17 protein-coding genes and 3 pseudogenes are annotated in these 17,971 nt (G+C 30.9%); 3 read left to right on the top strand and 17 right to left on the bottom strand.

Annotation, left to right across the window (positions count from 1 at the left end):
* Window positions 1–16 precede the first annotated feature (16 nt).
* Window positions 17–1,975: a tetratricopeptide repeat-containing sensor histidine kinase gene (locus tag JOOMADRAFT_RS14255; protein ID WP_008614590.1), complete on the bottom strand. Its 1,959-nt coding sequence runs from the start codon at window positions 1,973–1,975 to the stop codon at window positions 17–19.
* Between the two features lie 363 nt (window positions 1,976–2,338).
* Here JOOMADRAFT_RS14255 and JOOMADRAFT_RS20795 point away from each other — a divergent pair.
* Window positions 2,339–2,762: pseudogene (locus tag JOOMADRAFT_RS20795) on the top strand (transposase); the annotation flags it as partial.
* 44 nt (window positions 2,763–2,806) lie between these two features.
* Here JOOMADRAFT_RS20795 and JOOMADRAFT_RS14245 read toward each other — a convergent pair.
* Window positions 2,807–3,175, bottom strand: coding sequence for a hypothetical protein (locus tag JOOMADRAFT_RS14245; protein WP_040879766.1), 369 nt, complete (start codon window positions 3,173–3,175; stop codon window positions 2,807–2,809).
* Between the two features lie 190 nt (window positions 3,176–3,365).
* Window positions 3,366–3,866, bottom strand: a complete 501-nt coding sequence (locus JOOMADRAFT_RS14240; protein WP_008614587.1) for a DUF1648 domain-containing protein — start codon at window positions 3,864–3,866, stop codon at window positions 3,366–3,368.
* Window positions 3,867–4,104: 238 nt separating this feature from the next.
* Here JOOMADRAFT_RS14240 and JOOMADRAFT_RS14235 point away from each other — a divergent pair, with 238 nt between their 5' ends.
* Complete coding sequence (locus tag JOOMADRAFT_RS14235) at window positions 4,105–5,670, top strand: IS1182 family transposase (RefSeq protein WP_008614586.1); 1,566 nt, start codon at window positions 4,105–4,107, stop codon at window positions 5,668–5,670.
* Between the two features lie 85 nt (window positions 5,671–5,755).
* On the opposite strand, the gene JOOMADRAFT_RS14230 is transcribed toward JOOMADRAFT_RS14235, so the two are convergent.
* The 3 genes from JOOMADRAFT_RS14230 to JOOMADRAFT_RS14220 all read right to left on the bottom strand — a co-directional run bounded on the left by JOOMADRAFT_RS14230 (window position 5,756) and on the right by JOOMADRAFT_RS14220 (window position 7,758).
* Window positions 5,756–6,727, bottom strand: a complete 972-nt coding sequence (locus JOOMADRAFT_RS14230; protein WP_008614585.1) for a hypothetical protein — start codon at window positions 6,725–6,727, stop codon at window positions 5,756–5,758.
* Window positions 6,728–7,168: 441 nt separating this feature from the next.
* Complete coding sequence (locus JOOMADRAFT_RS14225; protein WP_008614584.1) at window positions 7,169–7,528, bottom strand: hypothetical protein; 360 nt, start codon at window positions 7,526–7,528, stop codon at window positions 7,169–7,171.
* An 11-nt stretch (window positions 7,529–7,539) separates the two neighbouring features.
* Window positions 7,540–7,758: a hypothetical protein gene (locus JOOMADRAFT_RS14220; protein ID WP_169313491.1), complete on the bottom strand. Its 219-nt coding sequence runs from the start codon at window positions 7,756–7,758 to the stop codon at window positions 7,540–7,542.
* Between the two features lie 151 nt (window positions 7,759–7,909).
* Here JOOMADRAFT_RS14220 and JOOMADRAFT_RS19950 point away from each other — a divergent pair.
* Window positions 7,910–8,208: pseudogene (locus JOOMADRAFT_RS19950) on the top strand (transposase); the annotation flags it as partial.
* A gap of 99 nt (window positions 8,209–8,307) precedes the next feature.
* Here JOOMADRAFT_RS19950 and JOOMADRAFT_RS14215 read toward each other — a convergent pair.
* The 11 genes and pseudogenes from JOOMADRAFT_RS14215 to JOOMADRAFT_RS14165 form a co-directional block, all read right to left on the bottom strand.
* The gene (locus JOOMADRAFT_RS14215; RefSeq protein WP_008614583.1) at window positions 8,308–8,565 is read right to left on the bottom strand and encodes a Txe/YoeB family addiction module toxin; all 258 of its coding nucleotides are present in this window, start codon (window positions 8,563–8,565) and stop codon (window positions 8,308–8,310) included.
* A gap of 1 nt (window position 8,566) precedes the next feature.
* Entirely contained in the window at window positions 8,567–8,821 is a 255-nt protein-coding gene (locus JOOMADRAFT_RS14210) for a type II toxin-antitoxin system Phd/YefM family antitoxin (protein ID WP_008614582.1), read from the bottom strand.
* A 592-nt stretch (window positions 8,822–9,413) separates the two neighbouring features.
* A complete protein-coding gene (locus JOOMADRAFT_RS14205) occupies window positions 9,414–10,172 on the bottom strand; it encodes a LytR/AlgR family response regulator transcription factor (RefSeq protein ID WP_008614581.1) in 759 nt (252 codons plus the stop codon).
* Window positions 10,173–10,202: 30 nt separating this feature from the next.
* A complete protein-coding gene (gene menA, locus JOOMADRAFT_RS14200; protein ID WP_008614580.1) occupies window positions 10,203–11,111 on the bottom strand; it encodes a 1,4-dihydroxy-2-naphthoate octaprenyltransferase in 909 nt (302 codons plus the stop codon).
* A gap of 8 nt (window positions 11,112–11,119) precedes the next feature.
* Entirely contained in the window at window positions 11,120–11,734 is a 615-nt protein-coding gene (locus tag JOOMADRAFT_RS14195) for an SPOR domain-containing protein (RefSeq protein WP_008614566.1), read from the bottom strand.
* Between the two features lie 39 nt (window positions 11,735–11,773).
* Window positions 11,774–12,616, bottom strand: coding sequence for a 1,4-dihydroxy-2-naphthoyl-CoA synthase (locus tag JOOMADRAFT_RS14190; protein ID WP_008614564.1), 843 nt, complete (start codon window positions 12,614–12,616; stop codon window positions 11,774–11,776).
* 172 nt (window positions 12,617–12,788) lie between these two features.
* Window positions 12,789–13,363 (bottom strand): annotated as a pseudogene (locus JOOMADRAFT_RS14185) (cysteine hydrolase family protein).
* Between the two features lie 54 nt (window positions 13,364–13,417).
* Window positions 13,418–14,248, bottom strand: coding sequence for a CvfB family protein (locus JOOMADRAFT_RS14180; protein ID WP_008614562.1), 831 nt, complete (start codon window positions 14,246–14,248; stop codon window positions 13,418–13,420).
* 311 nt (window positions 14,249–14,559) lie between these two features.
* Complete coding sequence (locus JOOMADRAFT_RS14175) at window positions 14,560–14,898, bottom strand: DUF2853 family protein (protein WP_008614560.1); 339 nt, start codon at window positions 14,896–14,898, stop codon at window positions 14,560–14,562.
* A gap of 38 nt (window positions 14,899–14,936) precedes the next feature.
* Window positions 14,937–16,709, bottom strand: a complete 1,773-nt coding sequence (gene menD, locus JOOMADRAFT_RS14170) for a 2-succinyl-5-enolpyruvyl-6-hydroxy-3-cyclohexene-1-carboxylate synthase (RefSeq protein ID WP_008614559.1) — start codon at window positions 16,707–16,709, stop codon at window positions 14,937–14,939.
* 194 nt (window positions 16,710–16,903) lie between these two features.
* Window positions 16,904–17,968 carry a chorismate-binding protein gene (locus tag JOOMADRAFT_RS14165; RefSeq protein ID WP_008614558.1) on the bottom strand — a complete coding sequence of 355 codons (1,065 nt, stop codon included), beginning with the start codon at window positions 17,966–17,968 and terminating at the stop codon, window positions 16,904–16,906.
* Between the last annotated feature and the right edge of the window lie 3 nt (window positions 17,969–17,971).

Here is a 17,971-nt window from a genome sequence, read left to right as displayed (position 1 = left end):
CTAAAATTAAAGAAAATTAATTGAAATTAAACCAAAAACGAACACCTACACCTTCGGTATCTATATTTAAAGAAGAACGAAGTTGATTGGTTAATCTACTTATAAGGTTCATCCCCATTGAACCAGACGCTTTTACATCAAAATTTTCTGGAAGTCCCATTCCATCATCTTTATATTCAAAATGAATTTGAGAGTTCTCTTTTAAAAGATTGATATAAATATTTCCATTTTTATCATTTTGAAAAGCGTATTTAAAAGAATTCGATATTAATTCATTTAAAATCAACCCAATAGGAATTGCTCTATCCACATCCAATTCGGTTTGTACCGCATTGATATGAAGATTAATTTTATAACCATTCTTTTTGTAAACCGATTGTATACTGGCAGCAAGAGATTCTATATACTCTTGCATTTTAATAACCGAAAGATCCTCGTTTTGATATAATTTCTGATGAATAAGAGCCATTGCTTTTACGCGACTCTTACCTTCTTCCAAGGCATTTATAGCGGCTTTACTTTTAGTGTTTTTGGTTTGAATACTCAACAAACTAGAAACCACTTGAAGGTTGTTTTTAACACGATGATGAATTTCTTTAAGCAGGGAATCCTTTTCTATTAAAGAGTTTTCTATAATTTTCTTTTGATTCTCTATGAGTCGCTTATTTTTAATACTTCTAGCGTACGCTATTATAAGTCCTAATACAGATATAAAACATAATATAAGTGCAGACACACTTAAATAAATTGTTTTCTCCCTTTCTAAAATTTCAGTTTTATTTTTTTCTAAATTAAGACGTTGCTTCTCTATAGTTTCCTTTTGGTTATTCAAATCAAACTGAACTAACAAACTCAAAAGTTGCTTTTTTCTACTGCTATAATCCAGAGAATCTTTTAGTTTAACATACTCTTTAAAAAATAAAGAAGCAGAGTCTGGGTTGCTATCTTTTAAATAAAAATTAGCACGTAATCTATTGTAGTTTACAATATTAGATTTTACTATTTTCTGATCTAAAACGATGCTATCCAGATACTTATGAGCAATTTCTAAATTACCTATTTCTAAATAACACTCCGCTAAGGCTTCCCATAAATTTACAATTGTTTTGGAGTACTTTCCTTTATCATGAATTTTACTTGAAGAAATTCCAGCTTCCAAATACGGAATAGCTTCTTCAAATTTATTCTGAAACATTTTACATTTCCCTAAATTACTGTCTATTTTTCCTTTTAAATAAATAGCTTCATTAAATTCTTTTACAGATAAATTTCTATTAACAATTAAGAATTTATTAATCCGATCTCTAGCGGTTTGGATGTTTTTATATGCGGTATAAATAGATCCATCTTTTAACAAATAAGACCCTAAAACATTGTAATATTCTGCCTCATATAATTTGTTGCCAGAACTTTCAAGCTTACTTTGATTTGCTATAATATATTCCATCATAGCCTGCCTGTATAAACCTAATTCTGCATAAACATCATACAATACAATATTCTCCCCTAAACCTTTTAAGGCTCGTCTAGTTTCTAGTTGTTTATCATAAATTTGAAGCTCTCTATAAACTACATCGAGAGTTTTTAGGATTTCTACTTTTATGTGTTTATCAAGCTTTTTTTCTTCGGTATATAACAATTCTCCTATCAACGCACTTCTGTCGTAATTACCAATATCGTAATACAATTTCATCAGCATTGTTTTATACTTAAAAACTGCGGTAGAATCGCTATTTTTTTCTGCTACATCAATAGCCTCATTTACAGAATCTATCCACTTATAAGCAGAACTTTCTCTATAATGATCCGTTTCTTTAAAAAAATAATCAAAGCGTTCTTGGACAGAATTTATTTTGATGAAATTGTTTAGAGGGTCCTCTTGAGACGTGCTATTGTTTTGCCCAAAAGAAAAGAATCCCGACAAAAGCAGTAGCAATAGAAGTGAAAAAACGCTATTTTTAAATTTAAGCCCCAACTTTTTATTGATTTTTTTTCCTATAAACTATAAAAAAGCCTAAACATTATATTTAGGCTTTTAATAATGATATATAATAATAATTCACCAAACAATATTACTATATAATTAACATCTTAACAGCGGGATAAACTTACTATTTATTATACTTAAAAATAAATATTTGTTGTATAAGAATGGTTTTATGTGGTAAAATGATGATGTAGTAAAAAGAGGCTATATTTTCGGATTAACACAGAACCGGATTTTTATTTCCTTATTTTAAAGCATGATTTAAAGATTGAAGGAGTCGGAAGTCGAAGGTTTTACTTATTACACAATTCCACATTTAAAGATTGAAGAAGGCGGGAGTTGGGAGTCGTGTACTTTACTAAGCGTAGTGATTGCAAGGGATGCCCGATAAAACAGTAATGTATTGGTAAGAGTCATGAAAAGCGGATCAATATTACCGCTTACCGCAAAGAATATGAACGCAATATAGCTCGGGTAAACAGTCCACAAGGTCGTTATATGAAAGGCAAACAGCAAAGTACTAGAACCAGTATTTGGAACATTAACCCAATTTATGGGACTTAGAAAGGTTAATACCATTGGCATTAAACAAGCCAATAAATGTATGCAACTCTCTGCCATTGCCTACAACCTTAAAAAGTATTTAAAGTTCATCCAAAAACATGCTAAAAGTGGAATGGGAAGCTTAAAAGTCTCATCTTCTTTTTTAAAAGACCTTAAAAAACATATTCTATGCTGTTTTAAGCTCCCTAATTTTAACGTAAAACTTAATTAGATCGTAAAATAAAAGGGCTTAAAACTATCTTTTTTTTTATAAAATTAATGGCTTGTGCAACGGTTACTGGTGTTGTGTGTAGTGTTTTTTTTATCAAGCATTCTTTTTAATTTATTCGCAAATCGATTTTGTCTTATTAGCGTTATTACCCAATTCATTCCAAAGAGCCAGGAAAAGAAAATTATTCCAATCCAATAACTCTGAGATATTAATCCGAAAAACAAAGCCATTACAGAAGTAATATAAAACGTTCTGACTACAGAAAAAGAGTATTCAATTTTTTTCAGATTACTATCTAACTTTAAATATCCTTTATCTACAGGAGCCATTAAATGCCATCTTCCTTGTCCGTTAAAAAAGGAATTTTCAAATTCAATTTTCAAATCAGAACGATGGATTTTGTCAATTTTCAATCGAATCAACTCTTTTTCAATTTTGTCAAAGATTTGTCTACTATCAGATTTTGAATTTAGTATTCGTTTATATTTTATATTCAGAGGAAACAATTTTCTTTTTTCGTTTTATCGCATTTTCCGTGAATGAATGGTTTACATTGTGGGCAACGGTTACTGGTTCTGTAGCCAGTGCTTTTTCACTCATTTGTTATTTCTTTGTTTTAAATGATTTTGCAATAAAGTAAATCAGCGGTATGAAAATCAGTCCCATTGACATTGGTAAAAACCATTTCCCCAATCCAGTAGTTTGTTCATTAGCAAATCGAATTGTTTGAAATGCAATTAATCCGAATATCACGACTATGATCAATTTTAAAATCCGCATCATTCTTGTTGCATTCGTATATTGTTCGAGTGCGTTTTCTTGAGTGATTTTAGTCGGGTAATTAAAAATGTGTGGAAACTTGTTGAGTTTTGTTAGTCCGATGAACAGAATAGTTGCGATTACAGGTAAAATCAGAATGTTACCTTTTCCACCATATCCATCGGCTTCTCCCATTCCATTATAGTGTGTTGGAATAATTTCAGGTAATTTGGTGTAGTTTATAATTGTCATACACCAAAAAGCGACAAGTAAAATTAATCCGATAATTTCCAAAATTTTATCGGCTTTGGTTAGTTCTATTTTAATTTTTGGTCTTCCGTTCATTTTTCAGATTGGTCTGGTTATCGTCCGGTTTGCATGACGCACAACGGTCTCGGCTATGAGTAGTTGCGTTGGTTAAGTTATCAATTTAACAAGTATATACCAAACTGAAAATCCGTGAGGATTTTCAGAAGTAGGCGAGTAGAAGCAATTACTTATAGCCATTGTGCCTGTTGCACAAGTTAGCAAAAATTTGACATAGGGTTGCTATTAATTTTTCATTGGATTCGTAACTTTAAGTATGCAAGGCAAAAAAACATATCAAGAAAAGTTATTCAATGAGTTTCGTTTGAGTGAACGTGTTCCAAAAGATAATTTCTATCGTCGTTTAAAGAGTGCTATTTCCTTAGATTTTCTTTATCCTCTTACTAAAGATTTTTATGGCAGTAGTGGACAAAAGAGTATCGATCCCGTAGTTTTCTTTAAACTCTGTTTGGTGGGCTATTTAGAAAATATTATTAGCGACCGCAAGCTGATGGATCATTGTAGTATGCGGCTGGATATTTTATTCTTTTTGGATTATGATATCGATGATGAGCTTCCCTGGCATTCTACCATTAGCCGTACGCGACAGTTATTTCCTGAACAGGTTTTTGAAGAAGTTTTTACTAAAGTCTTTGAACTGTGTGTATCTAAGGGAATGGTCAGTGGTCATACACAAGCTATTGATAGTGCGCCAATAAAAGCAAATGCTTCGATGGATAGTTTGGAACTTAAAGTGCCTGAAGCAGCGTTGGAATCTCACCTTCGAAGCGTTCGTCATATAAGTAAGCGTGACAAAGAAAAACCATTACGTAAGTCCAAAGAGAATAAAGCAGGGAAAGCCCAACAAACCATAGTCGCTAGCAAAAAGGAACTCCAGGATATTACCACTAGGAATAGCAAATGGGCAAGAGAACAAGATCAGCGTCCTGGCGCAGGTAATAAAGGAGCAAGATATACCAGCAATAAAACGCATTACAGCCCTACCGATCCCGATGCCCGAATTAGTGTAAAGCCGGGCAAGGCTAGAAAACTGAATTACTTAAGTCAATTAACAGTCGATACTTCCAATCATGTGATAACCGACATAAAAGCCTACCATGCCGATGGTAAAGACAACCAGCAATTAGCTGACATTGTAAAAAGGGTACAACGTCGACTATGGAACTCAGGACTACTTTGGGAAAACTGTGTAGCAGATACAGGATATAGTAGTGGAGAGAATTATGCCTTTTTAGAAAACAGACACTTGCAAAGCTTTATTCCTCCACACGGTACCTATAAGGGAGGTCCTGATGGTTTTATATATTATGAAAAAGGAAACTATTGGTTATGCCCGCAAGGTAAAAAAGTAACTTTTAGAAAACAGAAACTAGAAAAAGGAACGCTAAAAGATAATTACTTTACTAAGCGTAGTGATTGTAAGGGATGCCCGATAAAACAGCAATGTATAGGAAAGAGTCATGAAAAGCGGATCAATATTACCGCTTACCGCAAAGAATACGAACGCAATATAGCTCGGGTAAACAGTCCACAGGGTCGTTATATGAAAGCCAAACGGCAAAGCACGGTAGAACCAGTATTTGGAACATTAACCCAATTTATGGGACTTAGAAAGGTTAATACCATTGGCATTAAACAAGCCAATAAGTGTATGCAGCTCTCTGCCATTGCCTACAACCTTAAAAAGTATCTGAAATTCATCCAAAAACATGCTAAAAGTGGAGTGGGAAGCTTAAAAGTCTCGTCTTCTTTTTTAAAAGCCCTTCAAAAACATATTTTATGCTGTTTTAAGTTCTCTAATTTTAACGTACAACTTAATTAGATCGTAAAATAAAAGCCCTTAAAAGGGCTTAAATCTATCTTGTTTTTATAAAATTAATGGCTTGTGCAACGGTTACCATTGTTAGCTATAGTTTTATTTCCACTCTTTTTGAAATCAATTCTTTTGGATTCGTTTTTAAGTAAATGTATAAGTTTTCAATTGTTCCATTTGTTTCATACAATAAAATCTGTGGCTTCTCATTAATGTCCTTCAATGTTAGGTTGTCGATTATGGATTTAGTATTACTTTCTGTCATATTTTCTCCAGTACCATAATCAAATATAGTTTTAGGAATTTGCATTTTAGCATTTTCTCCGTATTCTTCTCCTTTTTTATTAGTTGTAGAAATTTTTATATTATCAATTAATTTTGGTAAGTAAAAATATGCTTTGTTATTTTCAATTTTTAAGAGTTTTAGCTCTTTTTCATTCCCTAAATCAAAGGTCTCATTTTCATTACTTGAATTAAACTCTTTGTAGCTAATTGTTTGATATTCTGTTAAGGTGAGATTCATACTTCCCGATACATTCCCGTACTCTTTTTTTAATGGAAAACTACTTTGAACGCCTCCAGTTTGGAAATGTAATTTTCTTGATTGGTTGATTTGAATTTTTCTTTCTACCGTATCTATAATTGATATCTTATTTGCATCTACGAATTCAATATCGGATATAGTAATGAACAAATTGGCTAAAAGAGTATTACTGTTATAAACATCTCTTATGACTTTATTAGCATTAATCTGAGAGGAAAAATTAAGGTTCCATTTTTCTCTGTAGTCTTTTTCTATATTATAGCTTTTGTTATCAATAATTGAATTTAGTATATCCTCTGCGATTTCTTTTTCTATTTTTTTTGTCAGCCAAGGTTTTTGAAATAAGCCAACGGTTCGTTGGTCTATTTTTTCAGTTGAAAAATTTTCTTTGCTATCCTTAAGACCTTTTATTATGTAAGGTAAAAATTGCTTGTATTCTTTTAGTTCTTTTTCACTTTTTTGCCCAAATATTAAATTTGAAAAAGTGAGTAATGCAATTAGTAAGATTATCTGTTTTCTCATTTTTTTTAAATTATAGCTAACAACCGAGTAAACTTACTCTTTGTAATTCAAAAAAACGAATATTTATTGTGTAAAAATGATATTTTGTAGTATAAATAACATTGTTATAGAAAAAGAGCCTTAAATAGCTACTTAAGACTCTTTATAATAATCATGAAAAATTCTCTTGGTAACAAACCAATATTTTTATTATCAACAGTACTAACTTATAAGTTAAAATTAGAAGCACCCTAATTTTGTTGTGTAAACAAATCTAAGTCTCGTCTTCTTTTTTAAAAGCCCTTAGAAAACATATTTTATGCTGTTTTAAGCTCCCTAATTACAACTTAATTAGATCGTAAAATAAAAGCTCTTAAAAGGGCTTAAAACTATCTTGTTTTATAGAATTAATGTTTGTGCAATGACTACCGTTGTTGCCAGCAGTACCTTCTTGCTTTAATATCATCTAACATAAAATAGGTAAACAGCAAATTCAATTATATTTACTAAATCTGAATTATTAATTTCTGTGTACTTTTCATTGTAATCAATAACCATTTGGTCTAAATTAAAATCTCCAATATCTGCAAATTTTCCTTGTGATTCTATAAAATATTTAGATTTATTTTCTAATGAGATTTCTTCAAATAATTCATGTCTCAAAGAACGAATGTTATTAACTCTTACTTGATTATATTTTTCATTTAGAGATTTTATTCTTCTTTTAATTTTCGATTCTACAACATCTTTATCAGCTAATTCCCACTCATAAGCGAGTTCGGAAAAGCTGACAAAATCGTATGTTTCTTTACGCTCACACATAATACAAACAATTAATAACCTTCAATTTTGACAACATTACTATACCTCCAATTTGTGTAAATACTTCTTTGCTCTACCCCATAAAACGGACTTCTAACGGGATTGCCTTTTTCAGGTCCAATATCAAAAACCTTTGCTCCTCTATTTGTCCAGTATTTTAACCATTCCCTGTTAGCTTTAATATCTTTAGGATTCAATTTACCAGGTGTGCCTGTTGCACAAGTTAGCAAAAATTTGACATAGGGTTGCTATTAATTTTTTATTGGATTCGTAACTTTAAGTATGCAAGGCAAAAAGACATATCAAGAAAAGTTATTCAACAATTTTCAGTTTAGTAATTGTATCTTATGTTTATCATAAAGAATTCAAACGTATCATAGCAGCAGTCCACAAGGGCGTTATATGAAAGCCAAACGGTAAACACGGTAGAACCAGTATTTGGAACATTAACCCAATTTATGGGACTTAGAAAGGTCAATACCATTGGCATTAAACAAGCCAATAAGTGTATGCAGCTCTCTGCCATTGCCTACAACCTTAAAAAGTATCTGAAATTCATCCAAAAACATGCTAAAAGTGGAGTGAGAAGCTTAAAAGTCTCGTCTTCTTTTTTAAAAGCTCTTCAAAAACATCTTTTATGCTGTTTTAAGTTCCCTAATTTTAACGTACAACTTAATTAGATCGTAAAATAAAAGCCCTTAAAAGGGCTTAAATCTATCTTGTTTTTATAAAATTAACGGCTTGTGCAATGACTACCGTTGTTACCAGCAGTACCTTTTTCAGTCGTAATGAAATCTGCATTTCGCAATTAATATTTCTCCTTCTCTATATTGGTAAATCAGTCGGTGTTCGCTATCAATTCGTCTTGACCAAAATCCAGCGTATTTGTGTTTTAGAGGTTCAGGTTTTCTAATTCCATCAAAAGGATTTCGAGCGATGTCTTTCAGAAGTTCATTTATTTTCTTCAACTTTTTTTTGTCGGTTTTTTGCCAATATAAATAATCCTCCCAAGATTCGTCAACGAATCTATATATCATCTTAATCTTCTGTTAGGTTTTTGTTAAAAGTTATTCCGCTTTTCAATTTTTCAATTGCAGAATCTAAACGTAATTCATTTTTCCGAGAAGATAATTCGTGATTTGTAGCCATTAGAGAATTGTATTCCTGCAAAGACATTACTACAATCCCAGAGTCTTTTCCACGATTTATAATTAAAGTCTCAAAGTTTTCTACAACTCTGTCCAAGTATGTTTTAATATCTTTTCTAAAATCAGATACAGTTGTTATTTGCATAATATTGTATTTTACTAAGTACAAATATATGTACAAAATATGATATATGCATTTTCCTCAGTATTGCTAACAACAACAGAGTAAACTTACTCTTATAATTAAAAAAAGTAAATATTTACTATGTTAAAATAATATTTTGTAGTATAAATAACATTGTTATAAAAAAAAGAGTTTTAAGTAGCTACCTAAAACTCTTTATAATAATCATGAAAAATTCTCTTGGTAACAAACCAATATTTTTATTATCAACAGTACTAACTTATAAGTTAAAATTAGAAACACCCAAATTTTGTTGTGTAAACAAACCTAAGTGTTGTATAACCTAAATTATATTGTTTATGGAGAAACTAATACTAAAAAAAAGAGTCCTAAAACGATTTAGAACTCTTTTAAAATACTATCATTAATTGGTTGTTATAACAATAGATATTACATAGTCTTGGGGGATATTAATTTAAATTAATATTTGGGGCTCATCAATCTAAATTAATTACAATCCAAATATATACCTCTAATTAAATTCCTACAAATTAATGTTGTAAATACCTCTTTTTATATTGCTAAACCTCTTTTTTATGTTGTAAGAATATTTTTACGAATTCATGTTAGAAAGAATAAACTCTCTAAATTCTTTAGAGATAGGAATATTTTTCCCATTTATTAAAATGTCTTTTGTATTAATAGCTTCAATCTGATCAATGTTAACTATATAAGATTTATGAGCTCTGTAAAACTGTTTTGAAGGTAATTTCTCTAAATAATCTTTTAAAGCAGATCTTACTAAAAATGTTTTATCTTCAGTATAAACCTCTAAATACACATTATCCGCTTTTACATACTGAATCTCATCAAAAGGGATTCTGTAATAATGTTGGTTCTTTTTTACAAAAATAGAATTACGCAATACCGAATTAGAAACTAGCTTTCCATCTGCTTCTTCTTCAGCGGTTTCTTTTGCTAAAGACACCGTGTCATTATTAAAGTTTGAAAGGGCTATTTCTATAGAAGTAAATAGATCTTGCTGTTCAAATGGTTTTACAAGATACCCATTAGGTTTTACACTTTTAGCATTTTCTACAGTTGCTTTGTCGGAGTTAGAGGTTACAAAAATAAAAGGAATGTTATAATTCTCTCGAATGTGTCTTCCTAAATCTATTCCTGTTTTTTTTGATGCTAAGACAATATCTACTAAAGCTAAATCGATATCTAAAGTAGCTAGCGCATTTGCTGCTCCTTCATAATCCACAACATTTGCTACTATATTATAGCCAATATCTTCAAGCATGGATTGCATATCGTCCGCAATAATAACATTATCCTCAACGATAAGAATTTTAATAAGTTGGTCCAAAATTTTTTGCTGTTAAAAATCAGTTTAAAACTACAAAAAAATATTATAACTAAGCAAAAACAATATAGCAAATAGGAAAGTACTCAAGGCTAGTTTCTTTAATTCTGGATCTAATGTTACAGAGGCTTTATTAAGAAAAACACGTTTTAAGTGTAAACTAATTGGTATATAGGATATTAAAAAAAGTAAATTAATAGGCGATGTATAATTTAATCCTACATATAATAGTCCGGTAATCATTGCGGTAATTAGCAGTACAAAATGATACTTTTTCGCTCTTTCTAAGCCTATTTTTACTACAAGAGTATTTTTATTGGATTTTTTATCACTGTTAATATCTCTCATATTATTGAGATTGAGCACCCCAACACTTAAAAATCCTATACTAATAGCAGGTAATAATACTTCAAAATGTAACTCTTTAGTATATAAAAAATAAGATCCTAAAACGCTTACCAATCCAAAAAAGATAAAAACAAAAACATCTCCCAAGCCATTATAACCATAAGCAGACTTTCCAACAGTATATTTTATTGCTGCTATAACCGCAGCTATTCCGAGGAAAAAGAAGAAAAAGGAATAAGAAAGATTATCTCCTCTAAAAGATAAATATATAAGGGTTATTGCAGAAAACAAAGTAAGTATTGTGGTTACAATCATAGCTCGTAACATTTCTTTATCAGAAATAATACCACTCTGAATTGCCCTCATCGGCCCTACTCTTTCTAAATTATCGGTACCTTTTACACCGTCTCCATAGTCGTTTGCAAAGTTTGATAATACTTGCAAACCAACAGTTGTTATTAAAGCAAAAATTAAAATAGTATAATTAAAAAATCCTTCTGAGAAAGCAATTGCAGAACCAACAATAATTCCAGAAAGAGATAAAGGCAACGTACGTAATCGGGCTGCCGATAGTAGAGTTTTAGCTTTTGTCATGTATATTTTTATAAGGCTTCTTCTATTTTTAAGCGCTTGCCATTTTGATAAGAAGCTACAAATGCATCCTGAAATCCAAGTGCTATTAATTCCTTTCTAAATATTTTTGCATCTTCTAAAGAAGTAAAATTACCTAAAGAATACTTGTTAAAATCTTTGTCTTTATACTGACTAATATTTCTTAATTCCTTAGAATATAAAGAGAGGTCTTTGTTTTCTAATGCAGCTACTTGAACAGCATAAATTACTTCAGAGTTTAAATCTCGGTAATCTAAAGTATCTAATGCTGAAGGTGAAGGAAGATTATTCAAAGTAGTTTCTAAAGATGAAATTTGCTGCTGATACTCGCTTAATTCGCTTTCATTGATTAATAACTTATTTTCTGATTGAAGAAATTCATCACTAACATATAAAGAAGGTTTCGCTATATACAAAACTACACCAAATAATAGAAGTAATCCGAGTGATATTGAACTCCACTTAAACATATTTTTGGCACGATAAAGTCTCTCCTTCTCTGCTCTATTTTTGCGTAACTCCTCTAAAAGTCGCGCTTCTGTTATTTCTTTAGACTCGATTGTCTTATGCAAGTTAACTAAATGATTTTCGTCTATGTAAGGCATATTCGATTGTTTGTTTTTAATTAAACATTTATGCTCTTGCTAAGGAATCCATTTTATATCTTTAAAATTAGGTTTTCTCTTTTCTAAAAACGCATTTCTACCTTCTTTGGCTTCTTCCGTCATATAAGCCAATCTAGTAGCTTCCCCTGCAAAAACTTGTTGTCCAACCATTCCATCGTCTGTTAAATTCATTGCAAATTTCAACATTTTAATAGAAGTTGGCGATTTTTCTAATATTTCTTGTGCCCATTGATAGGCGGTAGCTTCTAATTCTTCGTGTGGAATAACTGCATTTACCATTCCCATTTCAAAAGCTTCTTGGGCTGAATAATTTCTTCCTAAGAAAAATATCTCTCTCGCTTTTTTCTGTCCCACCATTTTAGCTAAATACGCAGATCCGTATCCGCCATCAAAGCTGGTAACATCGGCATCTGTTTGCTTAAAAATAGCGTGTTCTTTACTTGCTAGTGTCATATCACAAACAACATGCAAACTATGTCCGCCACCAACAGCCCATCCTGGAACAACTGCTATTACCACTTTAGGCATAAAACGAATTAATCGTTGTACTTCTAAAATATTAAGTCGGTGCATTCCATCTTCTCCCACATATCCTTGCTCTCCCCTAGCCTTTTGATCGCCACCGCTACAGAAAGAATACACTCCATCTTTTGTAGAGGGTCCTTCAGCAGAAAGTAAGACTACACCTATACTTGTATCTTCTTGTGCATCATAAAATGCTTGATACAACTCACTTGTTGTTTTTGGTCGGAATGCATTTCTAACATTCGGACGGTTAAAAGCAATACGTGCAACACCATTTGCTTTTTTATAAGTTATATCTTCAAATTCCTTGGCAGTTTTCCACTGTGGTGAACTCATTCTAATTTTATTTTTTTCAAAAGTAAAAGATATACTTTTTAATATTAAATTATTTTAAAGGTTTTTTATAGCTCCCATAGGCTATTTTTAAATCTAAAATCGGTTAAATAAGTTCTAAACCACTGAACTAACTTAACAGAATTTATGAAAAAACAAAATTATGCAAGGGTTATTATACTTTATCCATCAATTGTTTATAACTCAAAACCGTTGCAAATTCATCATTTAAATTAGCAAGGGTTGTTAAATGGATGATCTCTGCATCATATTTCTCTCCATTTATTCCCACCCTATCAAAGGCTGCTGTAGCGTCAGAAATTAGATAAGTTTCAAATCCGAAATTTCCTGCCATTCGAGTAGTGGTAGAAACACAGTGGTTGGTAGTAATTCCAACAATAACCAAAGTATTTACACCCAAAACTTCCAATTCTTTTTTTAAATTAGTTCCTATAAAGGCGCTATTTACGTTTTTTGTTATTACATTATTACAGGTTCTCCTGTTAACGGCGTAACATTTTCATTAAACTGAAATCCTTCATTGTTTGCATTTAATTTGGATTCTGGATTTGTAGAACTGTGTCTAATGTGAAAAATTGGCAACTCTAACTCCCGCCATTTACTTAAAATTTTACCACAAATAAACTCAGCATCTTTATTATTTCTATTTCCTCCCCAATATTCGTCGTCTAAAAAAGCATTTTGAACATCTATTAAAATTAATGCTGGTTTTTTATCTCTTAATTTCATTTAAAACTTAACTACGTTAATAAGAATTGATTTTTTATTTAAGATGAAAGGAAACTAAATAAGCTTTATTCCGTCTTCCTGAATAAGAATGCGTTTATCTTTGTATAAAGAACCAATTGCCTTTTTGAAGCTTTTTTTACTCATTCCTAGTATTGCTTTTACATCCTCAGGATCACTTTTATCATGAAGCCCTAAAAAGCCATTATTTTTACTTAAAGCATCCAACACTTTTTGAGAAGAAGGCTCTATATTTTTATAACCAATAGGCTGTAAACTAACATCTATTTTATTATCTGGCCTTATTTTCTTTATATATCCTTTGAGGTTTTGACCCAGTTTTAAATCGTTATATATTTCATCATTATAAACTAAACCTTTATGTTTTTCGTTGATAATAACCTCTACCCCTAACTCGGTAAAACGGGAAACTATGAGCGCTACTTCTTCATAAAGCTCAACCGATAATTCTTCATTATTAATATATTGATTGGTTTTACTAGATGCTACCATCCTATTAGATTCATCATCTAAAAAAGCATACACCAAATATCGTTTTCCTTCTTCCATTGGGCGCGCTTGTTCTTTATAAGGAACAAATAAATGTTTCTCTAACCCCCAGTCTAAAAAAGCACCAATTTTATTTACTTCTATAGCTTTTAGCAACGCAAATTTATTACGGGTTATTTTAGGAATTAAGGTAGTTGCAATAGGTCTTTCTTCATGGTCTAAATAACAAAATACAGCTAGCGTGTCGCCAATTTCATATTCCTGAGGCACATATTTATTGGGTAATAAAATATCGTTCCCTTCTTCATCCCCCAAAAAAAGTCCAACAGATGTTTCTCTTAATATTTCTAGTGTATTGTATTCGCCTATTTGTATCATCTAACTTTGAAATTTCTATAACTTCTGCAAAGGACGTTATTTAATTTGAACAATTTAAATATTATACCAGTTATTGATTGAATTTACCGTAAAATAAAATGATGCTTTTTTTATTTATAAAAATCAGAAAATAAAGCCTAGCCTTGGCTATGGATTCTTTTTATCTTGAAATAAAAGGAAAATCACATTTTATTTCAGTAAATTGAATTAGAAAATGGTATTAGCATAAAATATACTGTACCTTTCAAAAAAGAACACATAAAAAAAGGCATCAAAAATGACACCTTTTGTATATAAAATATATTTATAATCTAATATGCTGATTCTTTTTTGAAGTGCTTAACTAATAAATAATAAACTACTGCTCTATATTTATTACGATTAGATCTTCCGTATTTTTCTATCACGGAATCAATAGCACCATCTAAATCTTCCGAAGCAGAAAGACCAAGTTTCTTAATTAAAAAATTGTTTTTAATAGTTTCTAGTTCCTTTTGATCGGTTCCCGATACCATTGAAGCATCTGCATTATACACTGAAGGACCTAAACCGATAACTACTTTTGTAAGTAAGTCTTTATCTGGTGTTATCCCACACTTATCTTTTAGATCTGCTTCGTATTTTTCAATTAATTCGTCTCTTTTACTCATGATTATTTTTTTAAATTAAATAAGTTGTCTTAAAATTATTAATTTTTATTCAAAAAACTAAAATAATTGAGTAAAATTTCATCATTAATTTTTCTTGGCGTAAATACTTCTAGTAATGATGGATTAGCGCTACTTTTATAAAATTCTTGTAATGCTCCTACTAATGTTTCTTCTGAATCTACCGACTGATAATTAATTCCATACGTACTACAAATCCCTCTTGCGTTAAGCTGGTGTGTAGTCTCAAAATAGTCATCAAAATTCTTAGAATCTTTGTCTCCAGGAAGGATTCTAAAGATGCCTCCTCCTCCATTATTTATAACAATTATTCTAAACTTACTATTGATATAATTATTCCAAAGTGCATTAGAATCGTAAAAAAAACTCAAATCTCCTGTAATAAAAACTACTGGATTTTCTGAAACTACAGAAGCCCCAACAGCAGTGCTCGTACTTCCATCAATACCACTGGTACCTCTATTGCAGAAAACCTTTAAAGATTCGTTTAGCTGAAATAATTGTGCATACCTAATTGTAGAACTATTACTTAATTGCAATTGATAATTTTCTGGAATAGTTTTTAAAATCCGCTCGTAAGCCTTAAAATCTGAAAACGGAATCTGAACCACATATTCTTTGTGCAACTTGCTTCTATTTGCTTTAACCGACAACCAATAAGGTTGAAAATCGCTTTTCTGTATTTTTATTCCTTCAGAAAAAACTTTCAAAAATTTGTTTGGAGTAGTTTTAAAATGTTGATTTAAACAGTAAAAAGTATCGTATGCCTTTTTGGAATCAATATGCCAATGATGCATTGGTTGATACTTTCTTAAAAATGCTTTTATTTTTTTTGAGATTACCATCCCTCCAAAAGTTAACAATACATCGGGTTGTAACTTCTTAAAATAACTATCTGCATCTTCTAATTTCTCAATCGGTGCAATAATTTTATCGATATTCGAAAAGAAATTTGAATGATTTAAATTCGAAGTTGTCTCTGTAAAAACCACCACAGATTCATCCGTAGCTAATAATTCTAATATCTCTGTATCTAAGGTGTTTGGAGGGTTCACTCCTACTAAAATCATTTTACGGGCTGCGCCATTCCAAATATCTACAAAAGCTTGTAAGGTTTCTTTAGAATACGATTTTTCTGTATTCTGAAATGGAATATTCTTAGGAGAAACAAATTGCTCATCTACTTTTGAGTAAAGTGGTTCTTCAAAAGGAATATTAATATGTACGGGGCCATTTTCTTCAAAAGATGTATTTAAGGCAGTATTAATTTCTTTTTCATTAAACTCTTGAACTCCTTGTTGCAACGCAATCGGATTAATTAATTTATCCAGTTTAGAAGGATTCTTACCATCGCCTAAAACTTTTAAATCTTCCCCACGTATGTCTTGTTTTAAATTTGCCGAGTATAAAATATGCCTCGCATATACATTGTCTTGTCTAATAGTTTGCCCATCTCCAATATCTATACGGTAGGAAGGTCTATCGGCAGAAAGTATTACTAACGGAATATCGCTATAAAAAGCTTCAGCAATGGCAGGGTAATAATTCAATAATGCTGAGCCAGAAGTACATACTAAAGCGGTAGGTTTTTTTAATTGCTGTGCAATTCCAAGTGCAAAAAAAGCTGCACTTCGCTCATCTACAACGCTATAGGTGTTAAAGTAATTATCTTCTGTAAAACTTATAGTTAAAGGTGCATTTCTGCTCCCTGGAGAAATTATAATATGTTCAATTCCTTTGGCTTTACACAAAGCTGTAACAGTTTGTGCTAAGGGGATGTTGGAATACTTCATTAAATAATAAATAGTGTGATTTCTAACTACACAAAAGTACTCAAATTAGTCTGTTTTTTAATCGATAATCGAGATTTTAATGTTCTAAAGCGTGTCCTAAGTTCTCCTAAAGGATTGCTTCAAAATGTTTTTTTGTTTTTCGTTCTAATACCTAATGGGCTTGCTTCAAAATAGTTTACTAAAAATTCCCTGCTTTATTTTGTAAGTACATCTAACATAGTTTTTGTTTTATTCTCGGTTTCATCCCACTCTAACGTAGCGTTAGAATCTTTTGTAATTCCGCCACCTACATACAAAGCAAGCTTTTTGTTTTCCACATATTGCATACAGCGTAAATTAACAAAAAGTTCGGTTTTCTCATTTTCAAAATTCAACGCTCCCAAAAAACCAGTGTAAAATTCTCTATTATAACCTTCGTTTTTTATAATGAAATCTTTAGCTGCTTTCATTGGCAAACCACATACAGCAGGCGTAGGATGCAAACTAGAAACAAAATCTTTAATTGATGCATTTTCTATCTGCCCTTTAATAGCTGTTTTTAAATGAAGTAAACTTCCTGCTTTTACTGTCTGTACTTCAGAAACATCTATAGCAGAAGCAATAGGTTTTATATTTTCTATAATTGATGAAGTTACCAAAGCTTGCTCTTCCTTCTCTTTTTCTCCCCATAAAACATTGATTGAACCCTCATATTTTTGAGTTCCTGCCAAAGCCATGGTTTCAAATTCTTTATTGTTTAATGTTAATAAAGTTTCGGGAGTAGCTCCTACCCAAAGACCAACTTTTGGATGATACCATACATAACAAAAAGCCTGTGGGTATTTATAGACTAGCTTTTTAAAGATTGAAACAAAATCAAAATCCTCTATTAATACTTCTTTTTTTCTCGATATAACAATCTTTTTAATCTCCGAGTTTTTAATCTCATTAATTGTTTTTTCAACTAAATGAATATGGTTTTCTTTTTCTGAATGATAACTTATATTTTTTATTGAAAAAACATTTTTAGAAGTAACTTCCTTATAACATTCTATACTTTCAGAATGATTTAAAGGAATTAAAATAGCTTCCTTCTCTACATCAAATGGAGCAAAAATAAATCCTGATTCTTTATAATTAACAGTATTATATACATCATCGTTTTTTTGCAATAACCCACTTATTCTATTAGAATTAGGCTTGTTATAAATTACAAAAGGAAGTTTTGTATTGAAGTGTTCTAAAACTTTATTATAAAAAGATTCCGAAGAGACTTTCATTAA

Origin of the sequence: Galbibacter orientalis DSM 19592 (assembly GCF_000260115.1) — a bacterium.
In the GTDB taxonomy this organism is placed as follows: domain Bacteria; phylum Bacteroidota; class Bacteroidia; order Flavobacteriales; family Flavobacteriaceae; genus Galbibacter; species Galbibacter orientalis.
This window is presented reverse-complemented; position numbering and strand designations above follow the sequence as displayed.